The sequence below is a fragment of the Sebaldella sp. S0638 genome (assembly GCF_024158605.1).
GTDB lineage: Bacteria > Fusobacteriota > Fusobacteriia > Fusobacteriales > Leptotrichiaceae > Sebaldella.
On the sequence record NZ_JAMZGM010000001.1, the window covers coordinates 138915 to 165226 of the forward strand.

Annotated in this window: 24 protein-coding genes; 4 read left to right on the plus strand and 20 right to left on the minus strand. The window is 33.9% G+C overall.

What is annotated here, in order from left to right:
• Positions 1 to 115: 115 nt before the first annotated feature.
• The 5 genes from NK213_RS00650 to pnp form a co-directional block, all read right to left on the minus strand.
• Positions 116 to 2560 (minus strand): glycogen/starch/alpha-glucan phosphorylase, encoded by a 2445-nt coding sequence (locus NK213_RS00650; RefSeq protein ID WP_371926340.1) that lies wholly within the window; start codon positions 2558 to 2560, stop codon positions 116 to 118.
• 77 nt (positions 2561 to 2637) lie between these two features.
• A complete protein-coding gene (locus NK213_RS00655) occupies positions 2638 to 3414 on the minus strand; it encodes a TrmB family transcriptional regulator (protein ID WP_253346002.1) in 777 nt (258 codons plus the stop codon).
• A gap of 339 nt (positions 3415 to 3753) precedes the next feature.
• Positions 3754 to 4017 (minus strand): YggT family protein, encoded by a 264-nt coding sequence (locus NK213_RS00660; protein ID WP_253346003.1) that lies wholly within the window; start codon positions 4015 to 4017, stop codon positions 3754 to 3756.
• Positions 4018 to 4030: 13 nt separating this feature from the next.
• On the minus strand, positions 4031 to 4573 hold the full coding sequence (pgsA, locus tag NK213_RS00665; RefSeq protein ID WP_253346004.1) for a CDP-diacylglycerol--glycerol-3-phosphate 3-phosphatidyltransferase: 543 nt from the start codon (positions 4571 to 4573) through the stop codon (positions 4031 to 4033).
• Entirely contained in the window at positions 4557 to 6689 is a 2133-nt protein-coding gene (gene pnp / locus NK213_RS00670; protein ID WP_253346005.1) for a polyribonucleotide nucleotidyltransferase, read from the minus strand. Before pnp ends, pgsA begins: the two co-directional genes overlap by 17 nt.
• 363 nt (positions 6690 to 7052) lie before the next feature.
• On the opposite strand from pnp, the gene NK213_RS00675 reads away from it, so the two are divergent.
• The 3 genes from NK213_RS00675 to NK213_RS00685 all read left to right on the plus strand — a co-directional run bounded on the left by NK213_RS00675 (position 7053) and on the right by NK213_RS00685 (position 9947).
• A complete protein-coding gene (locus tag NK213_RS00675; RefSeq protein WP_253346006.1) occupies positions 7053 to 8249 on the plus strand; it encodes an ABC transporter substrate-binding protein in 1197 nt (398 codons plus the stop codon).
• Position 8250: 1 nt separating this feature from the next.
• Complete coding sequence (locus tag NK213_RS00680) at positions 8251 to 8946, plus strand: GTP-binding protein (RefSeq protein ID WP_253346007.1); 696 nt, start codon at positions 8251 to 8253, stop codon at positions 8944 to 8946.
• Positions 8947 to 9158: 212 nt separating this feature from the next.
• Entirely contained in the window at positions 9159 to 9947 is a 789-nt protein-coding gene (locus NK213_RS00685) for an ATP-binding cassette domain-containing protein (protein ID WP_371926341.1), read from the plus strand.
• 599 nt (positions 9948 to 10546) lie between these two features.
• Here NK213_RS00685 and NK213_RS00690 read toward each other — a convergent pair.
• The 15 genes from NK213_RS00690 to NK213_RS00760 all read right to left on the minus strand — a co-directional run bounded on the left by NK213_RS00690 (position 10547) and on the right by NK213_RS00760 (position 24647).
• Positions 10547 to 10897, minus strand: coding sequence for a hypothetical protein (locus NK213_RS00690; protein WP_253346009.1), 351 nt, complete (start codon positions 10895 to 10897; stop codon positions 10547 to 10549).
• Between the two features lie 18 nt (positions 10898 to 10915).
• Positions 10916 to 11446 (minus strand): hypothetical protein, encoded by a 531-nt coding sequence (locus tag NK213_RS00695; RefSeq protein WP_253346010.1) that lies wholly within the window; start codon positions 11444 to 11446, stop codon positions 10916 to 10918.
• Between the two features lie 75 nt (positions 11447 to 11521).
• Complete coding sequence (locus tag NK213_RS00700) at positions 11522 to 11932, minus strand: hypothetical protein (protein ID WP_253346011.1); 411 nt, start codon at positions 11930 to 11932, stop codon at positions 11522 to 11524.
• A 264-nt stretch (positions 11933 to 12196) separates the two neighbouring features.
• Positions 12197 to 12583, minus strand: coding sequence for a VOC family protein (locus NK213_RS00705; RefSeq protein ID WP_253346012.1), 387 nt, complete (start codon positions 12581 to 12583; stop codon positions 12197 to 12199).
• Between the two features lie 185 nt (positions 12584 to 12768).
• On the minus strand, positions 12769 to 13221 hold the full coding sequence (locus tag NK213_RS00710; protein WP_253346072.1) for a PTS sugar transporter subunit IIA: 453 nt from the start codon (positions 13219 to 13221) through the stop codon (positions 12769 to 12771).
• A 22-nt stretch (positions 13222 to 13243) separates the two neighbouring features.
• Positions 13244 to 14095: a class II fructose-bisphosphate aldolase gene (locus tag NK213_RS00715; protein WP_253346013.1), complete on the minus strand. Its 852-nt coding sequence runs from the start codon at positions 14093 to 14095 to the stop codon at positions 13244 to 13246.
• Positions 14096 to 14171: 76 nt separating this feature from the next.
• Positions 14172 to 15569, minus strand: a complete 1398-nt coding sequence (locus NK213_RS00720) for a PTS fructose transporter subunit IIC (RefSeq protein ID WP_253346014.1) — start codon at positions 15567 to 15569, stop codon at positions 14172 to 14174.
• 1 nt (position 15570) lies between these two features.
• The gene (gene pfkB / locus NK213_RS00725; RefSeq protein ID WP_253346015.1) at positions 15571 to 16491 is read right to left on the minus strand and encodes a 1-phosphofructokinase; all 921 of its coding nucleotides are present in this window, start codon (positions 16489 to 16491) and stop codon (positions 15571 to 15573) included.
• A 400-nt stretch (positions 16492 to 16891) separates the two neighbouring features.
• Positions 16892 to 17095, minus strand: a complete 204-nt coding sequence (locus NK213_RS00730; RefSeq protein ID WP_253346016.1) for a DUF896 domain-containing protein — start codon at positions 17093 to 17095, stop codon at positions 16892 to 16894.
• A gap of 22 nt (positions 17096 to 17117) precedes the next feature.
• A complete protein-coding gene (locus NK213_RS00735; protein ID WP_253346017.1) occupies positions 17118 to 17828 on the minus strand; it encodes a pirin family protein in 711 nt (236 codons plus the stop codon).
• A gap of 236 nt (positions 17829 to 18064) precedes the next feature.
• Positions 18065 to 18814, minus strand: coding sequence for a MurR/RpiR family transcriptional regulator (locus tag NK213_RS00740; protein WP_253346018.1), 750 nt, complete (start codon positions 18812 to 18814; stop codon positions 18065 to 18067).
• 491 nt (positions 18815 to 19305) lie between these two features.
• Positions 19306 to 20184 carry a hypothetical protein gene (locus tag NK213_RS00745; protein WP_253346019.1) on the minus strand — a complete coding sequence of 293 codons (879 nt, stop codon included), beginning with the start codon at positions 20182 to 20184 and terminating at the stop codon, positions 19306 to 19308.
• A 670-nt stretch (positions 20185 to 20854) separates the two neighbouring features.
• Complete coding sequence (locus NK213_RS00750) at positions 20855 to 21352, minus strand: PTS sugar transporter subunit IIA (RefSeq protein WP_253346020.1); 498 nt, start codon at positions 21350 to 21352, stop codon at positions 20855 to 20857.
• A gap of 28 nt (positions 21353 to 21380) precedes the next feature.
• Positions 21381 to 22292 carry a glycyl-radical enzyme activating protein gene (locus tag NK213_RS00755; RefSeq protein ID WP_253346021.1) on the minus strand — a complete coding sequence of 304 codons (912 nt, stop codon included), beginning with the start codon at positions 22290 to 22292 and terminating at the stop codon, positions 21381 to 21383.
• A gap of 72 nt (positions 22293 to 22364) precedes the next feature.
• Positions 22365 to 24647, minus strand: coding sequence for a pyruvate formate lyase family protein (locus NK213_RS00760; protein WP_253346022.1), 2283 nt, complete (start codon positions 24645 to 24647; stop codon positions 22365 to 22367).
• A gap of 182 nt (positions 24648 to 24829) precedes the next feature.
• Between NK213_RS00760 and NK213_RS00765 the strand changes: the two genes are divergently transcribed.
• A complete protein-coding gene (locus tag NK213_RS00765) occupies positions 24830 to 26293 on the plus strand; it encodes a PTS fructose transporter subunit IIC (protein WP_253346023.1) in 1464 nt (487 codons plus the stop codon).
• Positions 26294 to 26312 lie beyond the last annotated feature (19 nt).

A 26312-nucleotide genomic window follows, 5' to 3' on the forward strand; every position in this document is an offset into this window, starting at 1 on the left:
AGGAATTTTTGCAAGCTTTTTTTTGTAATTTAAATAAAAAAAAACGACATTTCACTATATCTAGTATATGTCGTTTTCAATTTGCACTATATCTTGTTATTTTTTTATAAAAATTTTATTCAAATGTGCTGATATTCCAAATATCTTTTGCGTATTCTTTTATAGTTCTGTCAGAGCTGAATTTACCTGAGTTCGCTATATTCATAAGCATCATTTGAGCCCATTTTCTCTTGTCTTTATACGTATTTTGAAGTCTGTTCTGTGTAGATCTGTATGCAGCAAAGTCTTTCAGCACATAGTACTGGTCAGGCTTGCCTCCCTCCACTCCATTCAGCAGTGAAGCATGCAGTTCTTTGAAAAGACCTCTGTGGTTATCGTAATATGTCCCGTCAACAAGCTGGTCTATTACTTTTTTCAGACCTTCTACCACGTGATACTCCTCAAGCGGGTTAGATTTTCCGTAAAGATTCAGTCTTTCCACTTCATCAGCTTTCAGTCCGAATATAAAGTTATTGTCTACGCCTGCTTCTTCTACTATTTCTATATTTGCCCCGTCAAGTGTACCAAGTGTCATAGCTCCGTTCAGCATAAGCTTCATATTTCCAGTTCCTGATGCTTCTTTCCCGGCTGTAGAAATCTGTTCTGATACTTCTGACGCAGGAATTATTTTTTCTGCCAGTGATACTTTGTAATCTTCTATAAAAATAACCTTAATCTTATCATTTATTTCAGGATCGTTATTTACCTTTTCCGCCACTGCATTTATCAGTTTTATTATTGATTTTGCCCTTCTGTATCCCGGAGCAGCCTTAGCACCGAAAATAAATGTTCTCGGTACCATTTCCAGTAAAGGATTTTCTTTTATTTTATTATAAAGATCCATAATATGGAATACATTCAAAAGCTGTCTTTTATATTCATGCAGTCTTTTTATCTGCACATCAAATATAGAATCTATGTTTACTTCTATATTATTATTTTCTTTTATATATTTTGCCAGATCTTCTTTTTTCTTATGCTTTATTTCAAGCAGTTTATTCAGTACACTGTCATCTTCTATATATTGTTCCAGTTTTTTCAGTTCTGACAAGTCTGTTATCCATTTGTTGCCTATTAGTGAAGTAATGTATCCTGCCAGCTCGGGATTAGCTTTTAGAAGCCATCTTCTCTGCGTTATTCCGTTTGTTTTATTCTGGAATTTTTCAGGATAGAGTTCATACCAGTCCTTTAGTGTCTGATGTTTCAAAATCTCTGTGTGAATTGCCGCGACTCCGTTTATTGCATGTGTCCCCACTATTGCAAGCCATGCCATTCTTACTTCACCGTTTCCTATTATTGACATTCTCTGCTGTTTCGCCCAGTCTTCAGGATACTTTTTGCTTATTTCCGCCATAAATCTTCTGTTTATTTCTTCAATTATCTGATATACCCTTGGAAGAAGCGAACTGAATATATTAATATCCCACTTTTCCAAAGCTTCTGCAAGAACTGTGTGATTCGTATATGAAAACACTTTCTGGCATATTTCCCATGCTTCCACCCAGCTGAGCTTTTCACTGTCAAGAAAAATTCTCATTAGTTCCGGTATTGCTACCACAGGATGTGTATCATTCAGCTGAATAGCTATTTTATCTGCAAATCCTGAAAATACATTCCCATATTTTTCTTTATATTTTCTTACTATATCCTGTAATGAAGCTGATACAAAGAAATACTGCTGCTTTAACCTTAGTTCTTTTCCGCTTCTCTCTGTATCATTAGGATACAGAACTCTTGATAAATCTTCTGCTTTTACTGCTTCGGCACTGGCTTCCAAATACTTCTGATCATTAAAAAGCTGAAGGTCAAATCCCTGAGGCGACTTTGCTTCCCACAGTCTCAGAGTATTTACCGTATCTGTACCATATCCCAGTATCGGCGCATCATAGGCTATTGCATTAATAGTCTCTGTATTTACTCTTTTATAATATTCTTTACCTATTTCATCCTTATGTACTTCCACTTCTCCGCCGAACTTAATATCATACACTCTGTCCAGTCTTTTTATAGACCACGGATCGCCGTATTTCAGCCAGTCATCCGGGTACTCCATCTGGTAACCGTTTTCTATCTTTTGCTGGAACATTCCGTACTTATATCTTATACCATAACCGTGTCCCGGCATTTTCAGTGTTGCCAGTGAATCGAGAAAACATGCCGCAAGTCTTCCCAGTCCGCCGTTCCCCAGTCCCGGGTCAGGCTCGCTGTCTTCTATTATATTTATATCAATATTCAAGTCTTTCAAAACTTCTTTTATCTCATCATATATCTGCAAATTTATCATATTATTTCCAAGATATCTTCCCATAAGGAATTCCGCCGAAAAATAATAAACCTGCTTCACTTGTTTTTCATTGTATTTTCTTGTTGTGTTATACCAGTTTTCTATACTGTAATCCAGGATTGTTCTTGACAATGCATAATATATTTCATGAGGTTCCGCCTCTTTTATCGTTTTACCAAATTGTCTTCTTATCTTTCTCTCTATACTTACTTTCAAATATTCCTTTGCTTCCTCCAAGGTCAGTCCGAATTGTTGTCTTAACCTTGATTCAGTGTGTTTCAAACTTTCATTATCAACTATCATATTAATTCCTCCTATTTCTCCTCATTTAAAGTTCTTATTTTTATATCTTCCCAAAAATCTTTTCCGAACTTTGTTTCTAATTTATATAAATAAATGTCATTATGAATATGTTCCGCTGCTATATTTACCAGAAGTGGGTTTCTTGTATATGTCCCGGTAAAACCATGCGTTGCATCAGAACTTCCTATTATTACCTCTTTCATATCAGAGACAAGCATCAGCCTTTTATTCGGATCACTGATATAATTTTCGGTTTTGCTGTATGCTTCTATTCGTGAATCAGTCAATTTATGCTTTTCAAAGCTGAATAAAATAACTCTTCCGCCTTTATTCAGAAAGTTTTCAAGTTCTGTTTCGAATACTGCAAGATTAATATTGGTATTCATGTATATTTCTTTTTCTGAATCATTCAGCATTTCTTTTATTTTATCAAGGATATTTTCTTCACCCCTGAGATTAATAAACTGTTCGTTATCACTTTTTATGTGTATTTTCAAAAGCTCATCTTCAAGAAATTCCGCACTTCTGATATATTCATTCTTTAATTTCATTACCAGCTTATCCGGATCAGCCGCCATATAGTTCTTTCTTTCATTAAGGCTGGGAATAAGATAAATAAAACCCAGTGAATACAGTTTTTCCAGTGCCATATAAACAGACGTACGCGGTGTATCTATTTTCTTTGATATCTGAGAACCGTTGGAATCAGGATTTTTCAAAAGCTCATAGTATACCTGCGCTTCTATTTTTGTCAGGCCGAATTTCTGAAGTTCATCTATTATCTTCATAAAAATTTACTCCTATATTTTGTTGTTTTTATTATACAACATAATTTTTTCTTCTTCAATGTATTTTTTCACATTCAAAGCAGCTTATATGAAATCTCTAAAATATGAAAAATTTTCCCTGAAATTTTATTCGGGTTATATACAATGTAATTATTGACTGCTAATTTCAAAATACTTATATCTTTCAAGTATAAACAATCACTCTATAAATATCAAAATAAATCATTTTAAATTTTATTATCAAACTTTATTTTCAAAATATAAGAAACTGTAATTTATAATAAAAAAGGGCGGAACTAACTATTATTTAATTCCAAACCCTCTATTATCAATTCATTTTTAAAAGCCAAAAAATATTTTAACAACAATTCCTCTGATCACATTAAGAAGTAATATTCCTATAATCGGTGAAAGATCAAAATACATTCCACCCACAGGGACTACTACCTTTAGTTTATTTAAATAAGGATCAGTTAACTGCCTTATAAACTTTGTTACACTCATTTCACCATATCTGTCTATCCATGATAATACCACGGAAGCTAATATAATAATCTGATAAATATCTATTACTTTTAACAAAATATTTCCTATAAAAAACATAATTAATACCTTCCTACTTATTCAGTATATCTTTACAGTTCACATAATACTCATACCCTGACATAAGAGTCAGTGCAAGTGGAATAAGCATTATAAAAGTCCCGAACACATTTCCCAAAGGGAACAATATTATTATAAGTATTGCGATTATCTGCGAAACTGTTTTCCATTTCCCCAGAGTTTCAGCTGCAATTACTTTTCCTTCTGCTGCTGCTATTGATCTCAAACCTGTTATCCCAAGTTCTCTGAACAGAATCAACAAAACGAACCATACTGAAAGCTGATCATTCTTAGTAAATACCACAAGTGCGGAAAGTACTAAAATCTTATCTGCAAGGGGATCCAGAAGTTTCCCCAGATTTGTTACCAGATTATCTCTTCTGGCTATGTAGCCGTCTAAGAAATCTGTAATTGATGCTCCTACAAAAATCCAAAAAGCCAGTATTCTTAATATAAAACCTCCTACTCCCTCTATTCTCAATCCAAAACTAAGGATAAAAACAAAAGGAATCACCAATATTATTCTCAAAACTGCTAATTTATTTGGCAGATTCATCATTATCTCCTACTTTTTCATTTTCTAAAGCTTTCATACTTAAGTTAAATTTATTCTCATCTTCCATTCCAATAACTTTTACTTTTATGATTTGTCCTTCTTTCAGAACATCTTCCACTTTATTTACTCTTTCTTTCTTTATTTCAGAAATATGAAGCAGTCCTTCTTTACCTGGAAGTACCTCTACAAAAGCTCCGAATTTAGCAAGTTTTATTACTTTTCCCGTGTAAACTGCATTTAGTTCTACACTTTGTGTATAAGATTTTACAAGCTCGATTGTTTTATCAAGGCTGGCTTTCTCTTTAACGAAGATAGCTACACTTCCGTCATCTTCTATATCTATTGTTGCTCCTGTCTGATCAATAATTGATTTTATTGTTTTTCCTCCAGGACCTATCAATATAGCAATTTTGCTTGGGTCTATTCTCATAAAGTGAATTTTTGGTGCATTTTCAGAAACTTCTTTTCTTGGTTCAGGAATAACTGCATTCATTTTATCAAGTATGAACATTCTTCCGTCAAAAGCTTGTTTTAGTGCAATTTCCATTATTTCTCTAGTTATACCTGTTATCTTTATATCCATCTGAAGGGCTGTTATTCCGCCTTTAGTTCCAGCTACTTTAAAATCCATATCTCCAAGGTGGTCTTCAAGTCCCTGAATATCAGTAAGAACTACGAATTCTTCCCCTTCTTTTATAAGTCCCATTGCTATTCCCGCTACAGAACTCTTCATCGGCACACCTGCTGCCATTAATGCAAGCGAACCTCCGCATATACTTGCCTGAGAAGATGATCCGTTAGATTCTGTGATTTCAGAAACTACTCTTATAGTATAAGGAAAATCATCCTGTTTAGGTATCATATATTTTAATGCTCTTTCAGCAAGACTCCCATGTCCCAGTTCTCTTCTTCCCGGTGCTCTCATAAATCCTGCTTCACCTACCGAATAAGGAGGGAAATTATAGTGAAGGAAAAATTTCTTTCTTGATTCTTCTTCCATTCCGTCTACTATCTGCTCATTCTCTCTGCTTCCCAGTGTTACTGTTACCAGCGCCTGTGTTTCCCCTCTTGTAAACAGTGCAGAACCATGCGGTATAGGCAGTGTATCTATCTCTACATCTATTGGTCTTATTTCTTCTGTATTTCTTCCGTCTGGTCTGTTCTTTTTATATAAAATTGATTCTCTGACCATTTTTTTCATCAGATCATGATAGTAATTTTTGAATTCTATTTCTATTTCAGCAGGTATTTCGTTGTTTTCATATAATGTAGCGAACTCTTCAATAAGTCTTTCTTCTAATGCATCTATAGCATCGTCTCTTTCCTGCTTACCATGTTTCTCTATAGCTGCACCAAGTTCTTCAGTAGCTTTTTCATCAATGAATCTTTTTACTTCAGGATTTACTTCCGCTATTTCAAATTCCATTTTGCTTACTTCAAACTGGCTTATGAATTTTTCCTGCTCTGCACACATCTCTTTTATTTTTCCGTGTCCGAACATAATTGCTTCCAGCATGATTTCTTCTGAAATTTCGTTTGCACCTGCCTCGACCATAGTTACCGCATCAGCAGTACCTGCTACCGACAGTTCGATATCACTTATTTCCAGCTGTTCAGGTGTAGGATTCAGTACATATTCTCCTTCTATATATCCCACAGTTACTCCGCCTACCGGCCCTGCAAAAGGTATATCCGATATTGACAATGCTGCTGATACCCCAAGTGTAGCCAGATTTTCCGGAAGATTTACTTCATCATAAGAGATTACAGTTATTACTATATGAACTCCGTAGAAAAATCCTTCGGGAAATAAAGGTCTTATAGGTCTGTCAATTAGTCTTGCTATAAGCACTTCCCCTGTAGAAGGTCTTGATTCTCTCTTTATAAAACCTCCGGGAAACTTACCAGAAGCATAAAACTTTTCTATATAGTCCACTGTCAAAGGGAAAAAGTCTGTCCCTTCTCTTACTGCCTTACTTCTTGTAGCTGTTACCAAAAGCACTGTTTTTCCGCACTCTACTACAACTGCTCCGCTTGCCTGTCTTGCTATTTTTCCGCTGCTTATTTTTACCGTTTTTTCTCCTATTTTCAGTTCATAGGATTTTTCATTAAACATATTATTCCTCCTGTTTATAAATTTAAAACCAAGAAGAGAAGCAAATAACACTTAAATACTCTAATGCACTGTTTCATTTACAATTAGACAGTATTGTCTGACTGATTGTGAATGGGACATTACACTATAACTATGCTGATGCAAAGAATTTAAGAATTACTTACTCCCTTTCTTCTTGATTTATAGTGATTATACCACACATTCCCATAAAATAGCAACTTTCTTATTATGCGTTATTTAATAAATAAATTAAGCTTTTCAGCGTTTATTCATAAAATTTTATAATCAAATGTAACTAATGTTACGTTTTTTTCTTAAAAATTTGTGTAATATATTTATATAAAATAGAAAGCAGGTAATATTATGATAAAAAAAGATATGACACTCGGCGAAATAGTATCAAAATATCCTTCTTCGGTAAATATTTTTAAGTCAAAAAACATAAGCGGGTTTGATGAAAATTCCAAATCAGCCCTTTTAAATAAATTAACACTTGAGATGGCTGCCAAAACTAAAAAGATAAATCTGGAAATACTGCTGGATACTCTGAATTCATCTTTTGATACATATGATGCAGATATTACCGCAGAAACACGGGAATATAAAGCAGGGGGAACTGATGTTTCAGGATTGCTGCCCTGTCCTGTAAGACTTCCGCTTCTGGAAGCTTTCAAAGAATTTGATTCTGATAATCCGGAAATAAAACTAAATTATGATTTGAAATCTGCTTCGTCAGGTTCAGGATGGATGGAAGAACTTATAAAAAAAGATAATATTTCTGAGATACCTGATATATTTATTTCCACAGGTTTTGAACTGTTTTTCAGTCAGAATCTGAAAAACAGGATAAAAAAAGAATCTGCATTTAAAGATAAAACAGGACTTGAAAAATATAATAAAATATTTGATAATACAGATCTGAAAGATCCATATGGTAATTATGCCATGGTTGGTGTGGTGCCTGCTGTTATGCTGGTTAATCCCGCAGAACTGAAAGGAAGAAAATGTCCCAAAACATGGGAAGATATACTAAAACCTGAATTTGAAAAAAGCATCAGCATTCCTATGGGAGACCTTGATCTTTATAATGCAGCGCTTATTACACTGCACAGCAGATTCGGCTATGATGGAATTAAAAAACTGAAAAATAATTTTCTTGATAATCTTCATCCTTCACAAATGATTAAAGCTGATAAACTGAAAGTAAACAAGCCGGCAATTACAATAACACCGTATTTCTTCACAAAAATGCTGCCGGAAAAATCGGAAATGTTTGTAAACTGGCCGAAAGACGGTGCTATAGTTTCACCTATATTTATGCTGATCAAAAATCGTAAAAGTGTTCATCTTGATAAAACAGTGAACTTTCTTTCAAGTAAAAAAACAGGTGAAATACTCTCAAAGCAGGGATATTTTCCAAGTGTGCATCCTGATGTGGAAAATAACATCAAGGACAAAAAATTTCTCTGGGCGGGATGGGACTATTTATATGAAAATGACATAGATCAGATACTTGACAACTGTACGAAAATATTAACCGAAAATACTCAGGAGGTATAAAATGAACTTAATTACTGTATCCGGGCCGCCTTCATCAGGAAAAACAGCCCTTATAATAAAAACTATAGAAAATCTGAAACTTAGAAATCTGAAAGTTGGTGTGGTAAAATTTGACTGTCTCTATACTGATGATGACAAACTTTATGAAAAGGCGGGAGTTCCTGTGAAAAAAGGACTTTCAGGTTCGCTGTGTCCTGACCATTACTTTGTAAGTAATATCGAAGAGGTTGTTCAATGGGGACTAAAAGAAAATCTCGATGTACTTATCACAGAAAGTGCCGGATTATGTAACAGATGTTCGCCTTATATACAAAATATAAAAGCAGTCTGTGTTATAGACAATCTGAGCGGAATAAACACCCCGAAGAAAATCGGTCCTATGCTGAAAACAGCAGATATTGTGGTTATTACAAAAGGAGATATAGTTTCACAGGCTGAAAGGGAAGTTTTTGCTTCAAGAGTAAATTCAGTTAATCCAAATGCTGTGGTTATGCACGTAAACGGACTTACAGGTCAGGGTGCTTATGAATTCTCTACTATAATATATAAAGAAAATGAAAATCTAGAAACGCTTGAAGGAAAAAAATTAAGATTCCCAATGCCTTCCGCTACATGTTCATACTGTCTCGGGGAGACACGTATAGGTGCGGAACATCAAATGGGAAATATCAGAAAAATCGACTTGGGTGATAAATAATGGAAAATAATAAGTTAATAAATAAAACAATTAATGAATTACTAAAAGAATACCCTTTTTTGGAAGAAACTTTTGAGGAAAATCTTATTAATATGTCGGATAAAACAGTTTCTCTCAGAGAGGCTTTGGATAAAATAAATGAATTTGATCTGGAAGACAGGGCTCTTACTAAGAAACAAATCAGCGACCTTATCACTAATTATGTGGATCAAATGTCAGAGATTCTCGGACTGAAAGAAAATAACATAGAAAAGCTTACTCTTCTTCCGGGAACTGATAAAAGCGGGAATAAAGAGAATTTTGAAAAACTTGAAATTTTGAAAGGGGAAATTTTGTGTATTGTAGGTCCTACAGGAAGCGGAAAAAGCAGACTTCTTGCTGATATAGAATGGACAGCGCAGGGTGACACTCCTACCAAAAGGCATATACTTATTAATGACGAAGATGTGGACACTTCACACAGGCTGTCATCGGGAAATAAAATGGTGGCACAGCTGTCTCAGAATATGAATTTTATCATGGATTTAAGTGTCTATGAATTTCTTGAGCTTCATGCTGCCAGCAGAATGGTTGAAAATAAAGAGGAAATAATAAACAGAATTATTGAAAATGCCAATAATCTTGCAGGTGAAAAATTTACCCTTGATACTCCTGTTACCAGTCTTAGCGGCGGTCAGTCACGTGCTCTTATGATATCTGATACTGCGATTTTGAGTTCTTCTCCTATTGTTCTTATAGATGAGATAGAAAATGCAGGGATTGACAGAAAAAAGGCGCTTGAACTGCTTGTAGGCGAAGAAAAAATCGTACTTATGGCTACTCATGACCCTTTACTTGCTCTTATGGGAAATAAAAGGATTGTTATTAATAACGGCGGGATTAAAAATGTTATTGAGACCAGTGATGATGAAAAGGAAATATTTCTGGAATTAGAGGAAATGGATAAGAAAATTCAGGATTTGAGAAAAGATCTTAGATATGGGAAAAAGCTTACTATTTAGGGATATTTATTGAAGGATACCGTACGGTGTCCTTTTTTTAGTTATATTAATACAGCGATTTAAATTTCGTAGAGTTTTGGGGACTTCGATTTGCATTCTAGGATAGTTACATTAATACTTACCATACAGTACTTCATGAGATCGCACATAGTACATTTACATTTTAGGATAGTTATATTAATACTGTGAGTATGTCTATAATGTATGATTTGAAAGAAATATTTACATTCTAGGATAGTTATATTAATACTATAACAGATTAAAAATAAAAAATCAAAGTAGGAGAATTTACATTCTAGGATAGTTATATTAATACCCATCTTGTCAAAAATCTTTTATTTATTATACTCTAAATAAACATTTCTGTCGACCACTTTTTTTCGTCTGAATCAAACTCGACAAAAACATGTCATCTTTTAGCCAAAAATACATTAAATCCCTTATAAAATAAAGGATTGTCGATCTCCATCAGTTTACACCTTACCAGAGATCGACAGACGCGACTTTTCTCCCATACTCCTTATAATCATACAAAAAAATCCCGAAAATTTCCATATGAACAAATCACCGGAAACCTCAGGACTCATAAATCATCTAACCTAAATCAAAAAAATCAAAGCACAGATTACAGAAATAATGCTAAATCCGGGAATAAACATAAAAGCTGAACTTATTCCCAGAAATGAAGCTTTTGGAATTCTTTCCTCTTTCAAAATAACATAAAAATTCCCCATTTTTTCCCAAAACCAAATAATGAAAAAAGCCAATGATATTATAAATAAAACAGAAGAAAATATTAAAATCATCATTGCATTTCCATAATCTCCATACTCACTGTTAAGAACTAATTTTATAATCATAAATAAAATTACATTATATATAATTCCAAAAATAACATTTCTTAACGCTTTCCTTTTGGCAGCTGTCAGCACTTTATTTTTCTCTTTCAAAAAATCCACCATCCTGTACTACTGCCAGGCTCTTGCGCTTGCTTCACACAAAGCTGCGAGCCTTCTCAGAATATTCTTCTTAAAACCTCTCAAAACTGCACCTTTTGATAACAGCATAAAATAATCAAATATAAATGCACAGCCTGATATAAGAACCCACCCCGCTGTTGCCGCAAATAAAAGCGGTGCCAGCTCGCTGAAAGTAATTGTTGTGTATATTGTTCCGGCAATAAGCGCTACATCCAAAAGCAGAAATATAATATAAATAACAGTTGATGCTTTTGCCAGCTTACGAAACACTGTATATTTCAGCTTTGTAGAATAATCACCTGTTTTTACCGGTTCAAATATTACTTTTTTGTAATTTCTTATAGGATGTGTCATACCTAATACGTTTAGCGCTCCTTTAGGTATTATGGTAATCACACCATTTTCTTTTTTTACATAATGCCCTTCTCCGATTTTATTAATCGCAGTTTCGACATGCTCTATACTTTGCAGTATCTCTGTTTCTCCGGATACCTGCTCCGGAAATATTTTGTTAAACATTATTCCTCCCAAACTCCTTTGTCTTTATCATTTTTTCCGGCATTTCCCGTTTCCGGGTTTCCGCTGTTCTTTGCCTTAATATTTCCCGCCGTTCTCTATTTCCAATATCTCCAAAGATTCCTTAATTTTTCTTATTGATATTCCAGATAGTATTAATATCACAATCCCCAGTAAAAATCCAGTAAGTGCAAATATTGTGAATATAATGCTCGAAGCCAGAAGCTGACCTCCGCCTTCTATTTTCAAAAATCTCATTTTCCCAAATGTTAATATTGAAAAAATAAGTATTATTATAGCTAGAATCGTAGATACGGCGCTGAATATTATTAAAATAGTCGTAGGATCATTAAACATGGACATCCCGTTTATCACCCAGCTTGATACGAAATAGATCAATGTTACCACTATTAATACTGTATTCAAGAATTTGCCCCTCTTTGCTACCTTTCTGATATCTTCTATTGTAAAGTCGTTATTTTCTAACATAAATTCCTCCTTAAAATAATTTAGATCGTTCTATCTTATTTTATCCTTTTTATTAATATAAATCAAGTTTTTTGAGTATTTTTTATAATTTTATAACAAATCCTTATTTATACAGAATCTATGCTAAATTTATAATATCTGCCGTAAAATAAAAATTATTCCTCATTAGTTTTTTACTTTATATAAATATTTTCAAAATACAAAAAAAGCGCCGGGATCTTTCCAGACGCTGTCTAATGAATTTCTATAATATAAATAAATTATCTAATCTTTTTTTATTTCCCCTACTGCAAAGTAGTTACCCTCATAGTCGGAAAAATTAAATGTAAGCACTCCGCCCATTTCTATAATATCCCCGACATTTACACCGTTACCGATAAGCCTGTCCCGCATATCCCTGATACCATAACTGGAAAACAGAATAGACGGTGTCCCGAGATTTATCTCCGGAGACATTTTTTCCACAACATTTCTGTCAAATAAAACAATGCTTGCATCAGATGTATCATTGGGAGCCAGCTCAACTGAAAGAACTCCTGCCTCATATGTATCAACCTTGACTTTACTGAACCCCATTTTATCAGTCCAGAAATCAGCAGCTGTTTTGGTATCATTAACATAAATCATCACTTTTCCAAATTTATCGATCATGTTTTTCCTCCTATATCACATAAAAATTTCAAACCATAAACCGCTATTTCATCTACTCCTAATTATAACATACACCATTAATTTTTTACAGCAAAACTATTAACAAAGTGAATCAAAAACTTAAAAATAAAAAATGCCTGCTCTTTCAAACAGACACTTTTTCATCCCAAAAATTACTCAATATTTTATAGTTTCTTTGCCTTGTCTCTAATTATATCCATGACTTCATCAGCACTCCCGGCATTTAGCAGCTGTTCTCTGAAATCTTCATATATCAGCATTTTAGCAAGCTCTGCAAGAAGCATAACGTGAAGATCGCCTCCGTCTTCAGGTGCTGCAATCATAAATATAAGTTTTACAGGTTCCCCGTCCATTGATTCATAATCCATTCCTTCTTTGGAAAACCCTATTGCTATTGACGGCACTTTTACTTCTTTTGATTTCGCATGAGGTATTGCAAGTTCGAATCCCAGACCAGTGGAACTCTGTGCCTCTCTATGTAAAATTCCTTCTTTAAATCCTTCTTTACTCTTAATTTTATCTGCATCGTATAATAACCCTATCATTTCATCAAACAGATCAGCTTTATTTTTAGCTTCTACTTCGAGTTTTATACATCTTTTATCAATTAAGTCCATTAAATCCAATTTAGTCCACTCCTTAAATCCATGATTTATTTTCTGAACCGCAGGCTCTTATTTTAGATTTTACTACTTCTTTCATAGCATTTATACACGGCTTATAGATTTTTCTTACATCATATACTCCCGGATTTTCTGTCAGGAATTTATTTAATGCTGCAAGATTGGCAAGCTTTAATTCTGTATCAAAGTTTACTTTGTTGATACCGCTTTTTACTGCCTTAGTTACCATTTCATCAGGTACACCCGATGAACCGTGTAAAACCAACGGAATACCAGAAGCTTTTTTTATCTCTTCTATTCTGTCATAATTTATCTTTACTTCACCCTTGTAGATACCATGTGCAGTACCTACAGCAATAGCCAGTGAATCACAGTTTGACAGCTTTGCGAATTCTATTGCCTCGTTTACTTCTGTATAAATCGCTTCGTCTACTTCCAGATCGTCTTCTTTTCCGCCTATTACTCCAAGCTCGGCTTCTACTGCCACGTCCAGCGGAGAGGCCATTTTCACTACTTCTTTTACTATTTCTACATTTTTCTCAAAACTTTCGTGTGAAGCATCCATCATAAGCGATGTCCAACCGTATCTGAAAGCTTTTAACAGATAGTTATAATCTTTTCCATGATCCAGATGTAACACTACCGGTACTTTACTTCTTGCAGCGGCTCCTGTTCCCAGATCTCTCAGGTATTCGAATCCCGCATAATCTATTGCACCCTGTGTCACCTGAATTATTACCGGTGAGTTCATCTCCTCGGCTGCTTCTATTATAGCCTTTATCCCTTCAAGGTTTGTATAATTAAAGGCCGGTAAAGCATAACCGTTTTCCAGTGCATTTCTTAATCCCAGTTTTCCAGATATTAACATTCTTTTCTCCTGTTCTGTAATTAAATATATTATCTATTCTAAAAATTTCCTGCGTGTAATTTGGTTATAATAATATTTATACTGTTTCTTTTGCTCCTGCTGGTATAGGTTTTCTTGATAATCCGTATACTATTGCTCCTATTAATGATCCTATTAAAATTGCAATTACCCATAAATATCCTCTTGTTACTATTGGAAGTATTAAGAATCCTCCGTGCGGTGCAGGTACTTGTATTTTCATCAGATAAGATAATACTGCTGATATAGAAGATGCCATCATAAGTATTGGTATATTTACAAGCGGTCTTTCTGCTGCAAACGGTATTGCACCCTCTGTTATATGTGTAGCTCCTAATACATAGTTAACTAATCCTGCTGCTTTTTCATCCTCAGTAAATCTGTTTCTGAAAATTGTTGTTGCTAGTGCTATTACTAACGGCGGTGTAATACATGCTGCTGATACCCCTGCCATAAAGTAGTAGTTTCCTTGCCCAAGCAGGATTGTCCCTGTTACATATGCTGCTTTATTAACCGGCCCTCCAAAGTCAAATGCCGACATACATCCAATTACTATTCCAAGTAAGATCGGGTTAGCTGACTGAAGATTAGCCAGAAAATCCATCATTGATTTATTAATAGCTGCTACCGGTCCTCCGAGAAAAAGCATTAATGCTCCTGTTAACAGTACACCTAATATCGGAAGAATGAAAATTGATTTTAATCCTTCAAACTGTCTTGGTAATCCTGATAATGCCTTTACAAGATACAATACTAAATATCCTGCGAAGAAACCTGCTATGATACCGCCAAGAAACCCGGCTCCTGTTTCATTTGCCAGAAGTCCTCCTACGAATCCTGCTACCATTCCCGGTCTGCTCGAAATAGACGATGCTATAAATGCCGCGAATACCGGAACCATCATAGAAAATGAAGTTCCTCCTATTTTCATAAGTGCTGCTGCTATTTTATTATACTGCTCACTGTTAGGGTCTGCTGAAAAGATTCCCCATAAAAATGATACTGCTATTAAAACTCCACCTGCTACTACGAACGGCAGCATATTTGAAACACCGCTCATAAGGTGCTTATAAATTACTCTTCCTACTGATTCCTGTCCTGATCCTGCATTTGAAGCTTCTGCTTTCACAGCTCCTCCGGCTTTTACTGTTCCTCCGCCTGCAAGCATCTGTTCGATAAGTTCTTTTGGTCTACGTATACCATCCGCAACCGGAACCTCTATTACTCTTTTCCCTGCAAATCTATAAGTTCTTGCATCTTTATCAGAAGCTACTATAATTCCCACTGCATCTCTGATCTCTTCTTCTGTGAGCTCGTTTGCTACTCCCACTGCTCCGTTTGTTTCTACCTTAATGTCTACCCCTAATTCAGCGGCTGCCTTTTTCAATGCTTCTTCAGCCATAAAAGTATGTGCTATCCCTGTCGGGCATCCTGTTACTGCTAGAATTTTTCCCATACTATTTTACCTCCTTGATATTTAAACTTTCAATGTATTTGTCTACTTTTTTCAAATCTCCGATTGCCATAGATTCGGCAACATTTGCTCCTGTAGCAGAAGCTTTTTTTAATGCATATTCGATGTCTTTCCCCATCAGCCATTCGCTTAAAAAAGCCGCTAAACACGAATCACCTGAACATGCCGAACTTAAAAGTGTGATTTTTGGCGCGTCACAGAACCATATTTTTTCTTTGTTTGAGAAATAAAGACCTTTTGCTCCCATTGTCATAAGAACATTTTTCGCCCCGAGTCCGTGAAGATGTTTCATTACTTCCTTTACGCTGTTTTCATCTGTTATTTCCATGCCGAATACTTCTTTTATTTCATCATCATTCGGCTTTATAAGTAAAGGCTCATATTTCAAAAGCTCCTTCAATTCTTTTGAACTTATGTCCAGAATAATTTCTATACCTTTTTCCTTACAAATCTTCAATATTTCGTGATAATATGATTCCTCGATTCCTGCAGGAAGGCTTCCGCTTATTGATAAATGCGTACAATCCTCTTTTGATTCTATTAATTTCAAAAGTTCCTGCTGTTTCTCAGAATTTACATTACCTCCTTTATTGACAAGTTTATACTCTTCACCGTTACTGTTGATAAAAATATTGATTCTTGTAATTTCGTCATCTATCCATACAGGCTCGATTACAAAGTTTCTCTTCTTTATCTCATCTACGATGTAATGTCCGGAAAATCCGCCAAAAAAACCTAAAATTTTACTTTCAATCCCGTAATGTCCCAGTACAAACGAAACATTTATTCCTTTTCCGTTAGGCGTATAGCCTACTTCGTCTGTTCTGTTAACATATGAGGGTTTCAAAGTTTTTGTATTTATGTTCATATCTATCGCTGGATTAGTTGTCAATGTGTAAATCAAGTTTCTCACCTCAAATTTTTTTAGATTCTTTCTACTCTATGTATACCATATTAATTCATGAAAATCTTTCCAGATTTATGCGATAGACTGATGCTGCGGTTCTCATGACAGCATAATATGCATTATTTTATACTGAAAATATTTTCACTGGAATTACATTTTTATAATTATCTGTTGTATATTTTTCCAAAAAACCTGACAGAAAAAATCGAATCTTATTAATCTGAACTCTCTCGTTATAATTAAACCATATTTTATTTTACGTATCCAAATATGTCAGACCTATAATTTTTGTAAAATTAATGGTTTTATATTATTTTTTCAACTAATCTATTTTTATTTTACCATATATTAAAAAAATAAACACCGGAATATTTTAAAATTTATTCCGGTGTAGTTTTTAGTGCGGATTTATTTCATTTCCATTTTCATCTACATATACTACTTTTATATTATCAAGGTGGTTTCTAAAATTTTCCCTGAATTTTTTCAAATAAAGTTTTCTATATGTGCTTCTTTCATTTTTTTCTGTATTTGTTAATTCTCTTTCTCTTGATATACTTGTATAACGATTTATTTCAGTTATTATATTTCTCATTTCCATCTTATACCTCTTTTCTGTATCTTTATTTCAAATCTTCTCTTTCTTTCATTTCGATCACAAGAATATGTGATTTTTCTTTTGAAAGTATTTTCAGACTTTCACCAATACTTTCCATTCCATCTCTTGGATTCATAGCAACAGAATTTATCTCTGATTTCCCTTCTATCTGCACTATATAAGCCTGACGCCCTTCTTTCACTTCGAACTCAGCTTCTTTCCCTGCTTCGATCTCAGTTACATAAAAATTAACATCCTGATTGACTTTTATTGGCGCATCCCCATCTTTTGGCGATACAAAATGAAGCCATTTCCCCATTCTGTCGTCATATTTAAATTTATATTCTCCGTAATTAGGTGTGTGTCCTTTTCTGTCAGGAAGAACCCATATCTGCAAAATCCTCAAATCTTCTGCATGTTTATTATATTCTGAATGTGTAACACCTGTTCCCGCACTCATATATTGTACTTCTCCTCTTTCAAGTGTAGATTCATTTCCCATACTGTCTTTATGAGTAAGTTTTCCTTCTATTACATATGATATTATTTCCATATCTCTGTGTGGATGTGTAGGAAATCCAGTCCCCGGAGCTATATAGTCGTCATTTATCACTCTTAATACACCAAAATTTATATTTTTCTCATTATAATATTCAGCAAATGAAAAGTGAAATTTGCTTCTTAACCATCCTAAATTAGATTCTCCCATTTTTTCTATCGGTAATCTTCTTAACATCTAAATCATCTCCAATTTATTACTAATTAGTGATATACTTTCAAAAAAATTATTTCTCTATTCACTTTATAAAATGATTATATCACTAATTAGTGATAATGTCAAGTGTTTCTGATTAATCTATAAAAACCCTTATTTCCAATGTCTTTCAGCATTTTATAGAAAATAAATAATAAAAAAACAGAGCCGTAAATATTTTTACACTGACTCTGCTCTTAATATTAATATCTAATAATTTATTTTTCCAGATTCATTACAAGATAGTCAAGAATAACCCTTGATATTACAAATAACGGCAATCTCGAAGTTACCTCGAATTTTTTTATTGAAATATTGGAGTGCTTATATCCCATGATTATATGGTCTGAGTATTTCCTAAGCTCCTTATTGCTCCCGCATGAACACACAATTACATTTGCGTCACGTGAATGAGCGTTTCTTATAGAAGTAAGAATATCCTGATCTTCTCCTTTTAGCGTGAAGGCTATATAAAGATGATCCTTATCTGCTTCCCTGCTGAACTTTTTCATAATATTAGGATCTGATATGGTAAATACATTAAAATCCATAAGTTCCAGTTTCAGTGAAAACTCTGTAGCGACGAGTTCGCTCAGCCCTCTTGCTACTACTATTATTTTCTTGCTTTTCTGTATCAGCTCAATTACTTCCAGTATCTGATTAACAGAAATATTTTCCAGTGTCTGTCTTGTTTCTATTAATGATTTGCTGAAAATTTCGTTTATGTCTTTGGAACTGTTTATCTCTTCCTTCTTTTTGGATAAATTATATCTAAGTTCCATAAAGCCGTTAACCCCGCATTTTTTAATTGCCCTTGAAACCGTGGCGGGAGAGGTAAATGTTTCCTCGGCTATATCCACTATTGACATATCAACCAGTTTATTATCATTTTCATTAATATACTTTATTACCTGCTCTTCCGAACTGGTAAGTCTTGATTTAATTTTGTCATTTAGTTGAATTATCATATTTTTCCTCTCTCCATAAAAAATCTGACTATACGAATATTGGTGCGTTTACAGGCTTAATTAATATTTTTGTTACTTTGTCCGATGTTAAACAATTTCATCTGCAAATACAGCCTGTTATAATATCCCAAATATATATTATATTTTATCATATATTTGAATTATATTCACTTATTTCCATATTATTTTTTTATTAGTTTTTTTATTTTAAAATTTCCAAAAATATAAATGTTTATTTCATCTAAAAAAACAATGTCAGATCCAAAAGACCTGACATTCCGGTATATTTTACATATTAAGCAGCAAAGTTATAAATTCCTGCTAAATATTACTTCTATATTCATATGTATATTTTTTTATAAAACAACAAAATTTTACAAACATGCTGCTATAAATATAATCTATATGCAAAAAGTTCTCAGACAATTCAGTTTCCTAAATTTCTAAAAACTTTTTTAGATTTCAAATCGATAATTTTTTATTCTCTGCTTTTATACATTTATATTTTCCAGTACTTCATTCCATACTTTTGTTATTTCTGTAGTCTGGAAATAGTTAAAAATTATTGAAGGATTTGGTAATTCCTTATGATCTTTTATTTCTGTCTGTGTTAATCTTCTTCCGTATTTTTTATAGTTCATAAACAGCATATTTTTTAATTTTTGTTTTGAATATTTTGTTATTCTCTCAGTTTTTATCTCAAAACCTGCCAGTCTTCTCAAACTGTTCATATCTGTAAATCTGCTTGATAATACCGATCTTGAATAAGGAAATCCGTTTTCTTTCAAATCCGAAAAAGTAGCTCCATATACTTCTTTTCCTATTTTCAGCGATATTTCCCTGTACAGCTTTATTAGCTCTTCATTGGAATGTTCCGCTCTTTTTAAGTTTCTTACAGGTTCTTCACCGAGAAACATAAGAAATTTGTTCCAGCTTCCAAAACGTGTTCTGATAGAGTCTATACATATACCAGTTTCTTTTTTCATTACATCCGAAGTTATTACATCGTAATTTTGTTTTATTCTGTAATACTCTTTTATTATTTCTCCGTTGGTATATGAATATACTTTCAGCTTAATTCCGAATATCTCGTTTAGTTCGTCAGGAGTCCAGAGTTTCTTTATATATCTGTAGCTGGGCATTCCTTTTAGGTTCCCTATTTTGGATATATGTTTTAATTCTCCTGCTTTGATCTTTTCTTTTATCAAATCTAAAAGTATCTCTTTATCATACTCAATGTATTCTCTTTTTTTTCTTTTGGCAGATCTCTTTTTTGAGCTGCTTTTTCTCTGAATTTTTTTCTCAGTTTCTTCCTCTTGGTCAGAATGTTTCAAAATTTCCGACTCTAAATTATTTTTTTCATTGTACATTTTATATCAACCGCCTTCTGGTATTTTGTTTTATAATTTCCAAAAAACATAAAATCCTTCACTCTATACTTAATTACCTGCCCTTTTACTGTATAAGCCACAAAAAACTGTATTATGTTTATAACGGTCTTTTTAATATCCCTGTTGCCTGAAACTTTTTCCGTTTATAAAATTCTACTTTCTCACCCAATTATAAATTTTAATAATATATTATTATGGAACATAGTTCCGAAAATGACGTAGGTTTTATATTGATTATTAATTCCAAAAAATGATTATCAATAGAAAGTACTGATATTTATATGCTTTAAAGTTTGTTCTCCAAAAAACACTTTTGGAACTATATTCCTATTAGTTATTATAGTTCTTTTATATCATTTTGTCAATAAAAAAAATTTATATTTATTTAATTATTTTATCTTATATCTATATATTTAAAAAATCAAGCTAAACATTTTAACAATATTATATGAACCAAGCATTGTTTTATAATCTAATTTAAATCATTTTGGAACAACGTTCTTTTTTATAAAAAATATTAGCAGATAAATTAGTATATTAATTTATCTGCTAAGCAAAAAAATAAGGCTTGATTAAGTGTAAAATATATCTTATTCTCAGTTATTATCTGATTTCAAGTTATATTTCAGCAATCAGCCTTATTCTTATTTTATGCTGTATATTTATTCAGAAGTTCCAATACTTCTGATTCTGAATCTGTATTTTCCAGTTTTTCCCTGAATTCATCATCCAAAATAGATTTTGAAAGTTTTATCAGTATCTCCAAATGTTCATTTGAGGCATTTTCCTCAGATACTGCTATCATAAAAACATACTTTACTTCCTCGTCTTCATCCCATTCTATCTCTTTTGTGAGTCTGGCAAAGGCAATTCCCGATTCCACCACTGAATTACATTTTCCGTGAGGAATAGCAAATGAATAACCTACAGATGTGGGATAACTTTCCTCTCTTTCTTTCAGTGCCGCTACAAAACCTTCTGTATGACAGAAATTACATTTTTGGCAATTATCCAGTTCTTTTTCTTTCCAGACACAGTTTAACTTTTTGTCATTTTGTATAAGTTCTGCGAGCTTTACAAGCACTTCTTCCTTATTTGCCGCATCTAAATGCAGTGTTATAAGATTTTCATTAATCAATGTACTCATTTTCTTTTCCTCCAAAATACTTTTTACTTTACTTGTTTCTGTATACTTTTTTACATCCAAGTTCCCTGAATTTCACAAGCCAGCTATCCACTTCACTGTCTTCGGGCATTTTTACTTCCACCTCATACTCATCACCTATACTGTCTGCTTTATTCTTGCCAAAATTGTGATAAGGAAGAATTTCTATTCCCAGAAGATCAGGATATTTCTTCTCAAGCTCTGCTATTTTCCTAAAATGTTTTTCTGTTATATTATGTTTGGGTATAAACGGACATCTTATTATTATATCCTTTTTCTTTGAGCAAATTAAGTCCAAATTTTCTAAAATTTTGTTTAAATCCTTAATACCTATTAATTTTTCAGATAATTCATCCTCACTTACTTTATAGTCAAACAAGAATAAGTCAGTATACTCTGCTACTCTTTCCACACTTTCCTTTGAGGCAAAACCGCTTGTTTCTACAGTTACGTGTATTCCCTGCTCTTTTGCCTCTTTTGCCAGAGCTGCTGTGAATTCCTGCTGACTAAGCGGCTCTCCGCCTGAAATAGTAATCCCTCCGCCTGTATTATCAAAGAATTTTTTGTCTTTTTTTACTTCGGATATAATTTCATTTACGCTCATTGATTTTCCATATATACTTAATGCATTTACCAGACATGCTTCGACACACTTACCGCATAATATGCATTTTGAATAATCTGTACAGTGTTTGTTATTTTCAAATTTATGTACATTTGCCGGACATACTGTTTCACATTTACCACACATTATACATTTATTTGCATCATATGATAACTGCGGCTGAAATTTTTTTGATTCAGGATTATGGCACCATAGACAGTTCAGCGGACACCCCTTCAAAAAAACCGTTGTTCTTATTCCCGGACCGTCATGTATTGAAAATTTTTGTATATCCAGTATGACTCCTTTTCTGTCCATTTTTATCCTTTCATTTATTTACTTACTCCAAATCTTTGTTTGATACGAAATATTTATGCTCTGCTTCTTTTCTTAATCATTCAGCGTTCTGTTCAAAATTTCTTCCTGTACATCTCTGTCCAGATTTACGAATTTTGCACTGAATCCTCCTACTCTTACTACAAGATTAGGAAACTTTTCAGGATTCTTATATGCTTCTTCGAGCTCTCCTTTTCCTACCACAGTTACCATTAACTGAGGGCCGCCGTTCTCAAAATAAGTTTTGAACATGCCTTTCATTATATCTCTGTTGCTGTTAAACATATTTTTGCTGAATTTTATATTTTGTACAGAACCGGCATGAAGATTTGCTTTTAATTTTACCAGTGAATTTAACATTGCCGTAGGACCGTTTTTATCTGCACCGCTTTGGGGATTATTTGCATTACTCATATATACTCCCGAAAGTCTTCCGTCAGCAGAAGCGCTTGTTGCTCTTCCCCATTCTGTATTTACCTGATTATTTATTATAACAACCAGATAAGAAAATAATCCTGCTTCTTTTGCTGAATTTCTTATACCATTACAGATGTAATTATGTATATCCACAGCTATATCATCTGCATAAGAATCATCATTACCGTATTTCGGCGCATTTACCAGTGCTCTTCTCATCTCCTCAAAACCATTAAAGTTTTTATTCACAGCCTCCACTACTTCTGCCAGTGTATATTTTTTATCTTCAAATACTACTTTTTTTATGGCTGTTAATGAATCTGTGGCATTAGTATTGCCGTATAATTCATTTGTTCCGCCGAGATACTCCACTCCGCCGTCAAGAAGCATCTCTCCCCTTCCTATACAGTCGTCTGTAAGAAGGCTTGTAAATATAAAGCCGCACAGATTATTCATCACTTTATATGAATATGCCTGAGCTTTTGATGTGATATCAATATAATAATCAAGAAGCTTTTTATACTGGCTGACTACTTCGTTAAAATCTGTTATTTTATCAGGTGTTTTTAATTCCACACCTCCGCTTTTATTTAAATTATCCCACGGATCTATCCCGCCGTTTAACGAAATATTCAAAATTTTCAGTATATTCATACATGTATTTGGTGTTCCTACACTTTTCCCGGATATAACAAATTCCCCGCACCCGAAAGGTACATACTGTTCCGCTGTTTTTTCATCTACCTGCATAGAATTCATAACTGCGGGAACATTCACATCATCATTGTACAGAATAGGATATGTTAGTCCCTCACCTATTGCATCCAAAGCATCATTATAGATTTCTTCGTTCATTCCGCTATAAATTCTCAATGTAAACTGAGGTTCGGTATCTTTATTTTCTCTTACTGCCTGTATTGCAAGTTTACAGAATATATCAGCAGTTTTTGGATTTTTTCTTCCTTTTCCGCCTACTATTACTCTTCCGTTTACTGTTGTTTTTCTGAATTCAATCAGTTTAAAGAGTGATTTTATGTACTCTTTGGCTTCATCTTCGGTAAGTCTTCCGGCTTTCAGGTCTGCTGCTAACAGTTCTCCAAGGTAATCATCCATTCTTCCGAAATTTACCACAGCTGCCAGCAGGCTGAAAAACCATGTAAGCTGTATACCTTCCAGTAATGTTACCGGTTTTCTTACTTTTATATTTTCCATTGCCGTGATCAGATTGTCCAGTTCTTTTCTTCTTTTTTCATCTGCTTCATTTTTAGCTGTTTTTGCCAGTTCTATATGATAATCTGCTGTTTTTACAAGCATATCAAGACATCCTAAAAAGCTTTTATAAACATGCTGTTTTTTTTCATCATTTGTATTTTCCAGTTTTTTCGTAAGAATCTCTCTTAGTCCTGATACTCCGTTTTCTACCAGAATGTTATAATTAAGATACATTCCGCTGAGCCTTGCAGTAGCTATTGCCGGATACTTTACATCCACAAATTTTCCCATTGTGTCATCTTTTAGCACATCATTAAAATATATAGTTCTTGTATCATTTTTATCCCAGTATTTTTCCATTACATCTACTCTTGCTTTCATAGTTTCATCAGTAAGTTTTTCCCTGAAAGCCTTTAACTTGGAAAAGATACAATAATGCCCCACTCCGCCTATAGAAGTCACACTCCCGAATCCTACAGGAAGTGCGTCCACACGACCGAGAACAAGATCCTGTTTCTCTATATTTCTGAACATTTTCGGATATATTACTTTCAGACATTCCAGTTCTCTTTTAAAAATATTACCGTTTGAATATTTCTCGTGTGTTCTGGTATATTCTTCCATTACATTAAGCTGTTCCTCAAGTGTCTTTTCACATTCTACCTTTTTATTTACTTCCACTTGCTCAACTACGCTTTTATCATTCATAAGTATTCCTCCATATCTAATAAGTTACTTCTCTTGAACTAAATATACCACACTTTATTTACTTTGTAAATATAAATTTGTAATAACAAATTTATATTTAAAATTTAGTATTTACAAATTTATATTTTCGGGGTATACTCTACTTGTAGAAAAATATTAAAGAATTTTTTTAGGAGGACTTTATGGAAACAAATAAGACGAATGACGGGATCTTTCTAATTGGTGTAACAGGATGCCCTACAGGGGTGGCTCACACGTACATTGCTGCTGAAAGCCTGCAAAAAGCTGCCGAAAAAGCCGGTATTTCTATTAAGGTAGAAACAAACGGATCAATAGGCGTAGAAAATTCTCCCACACCTGAAGAAATAGAAAAGGCAGCGGCTGTCATTGTTGCATGCGATAAACAGGTTGATTTAGACAGATTTGCCGGGAAAAAAGTGCTTTTTGTCCCAATAAAAAAAGTTGTAAAAGGTGCTGATGAAACTATTGAAAGAGTACTGAACGAAGATATCCCCGTATATAAGGAGGAATTAGCAGAAAAAGCTTCTTCGGAAAACAAAGAAAACAGCAGTAAGCTGAATCTCTCCACTGCTAGGGGTAATATTTACAAATATCTTATGAATGGTGTCTCACACATGATTCCCTTCGTAATAGTCGGTGGAATTTTAATAGCTTTATCTCTGGCACTTGGCGGAAAGCCTACTCCTCAGGGATTACAGATTCCTGAAGAAAGCCGTTGGAACAGTATTTTGAATATAGGAGTTCTCGGTTTTAAGCTTATGATTCCTATATTGGCAGGATATATAGCTTATGCTATAGGTGACAGACCGGCTCTTGCTCCGGGTATTATAGGAGGATGGATTGCCAATGACGGTTCTTTCTACAATGCCCCGTCTGGAACAGGATTTATAGGTGCTATTATTGCCGGATTTCTTGTTGGTTACTTTGTATTATTTATGAAAAAGTTTAACTGGCCTAAGATACTCCAGCCGCTTTTACCTATTATGATTATTCCTATTCTTGGTACATTATTTATAGGTGCTGTATTTATCTTTATTATTGGTGCTCCTATAGCTTCTTTAATGACAGCTATGACAAATGTGCTGATTAATCTTTCGTCTGGAAGTATTGTAGTAATAGGTCTGGTAATGGGACTTATGCAGGGATTCGACATGGGCGGCCCTTTCGGGAAAGTTGTACTGCTCTTTAACCTTGGATTGATTGCCAGCGGACAGACTTTATTTATGGGTGCACAGGCATGTGCAATTCCTGTAGCTCCTCTGGGAATGGCTATTTCTACATTTATCGGAAGAAAGCTTTTTTCCGAGGAAGAATTCGAGAACGGTAAGGCTGCATTTGCAATGGGACTTGTAGGTATCTCAGAGGGTGCAATACCTTTTGCCGCTGCCGATCCTCTTGCAGTATTTCCGGCTAATATGATCGGAAGTGCAGTAGCCTGTATCGCTTCTCTGTTATTCGGAGTTACATGCAGTGTGGCGCACGGAGGCCCTATCATAGTTCTTCTTGGTGCAATGAATAAACCGTTTCTTGCATTACTGGCTATGATTTTAGGTTCACTTGTTACAGCATTTATTTCACTTGGAATAAAATCTATACGTTACAGAAAAAGACAGCTGGTGCTGTAAAAACCAGAACAGGAAAAAA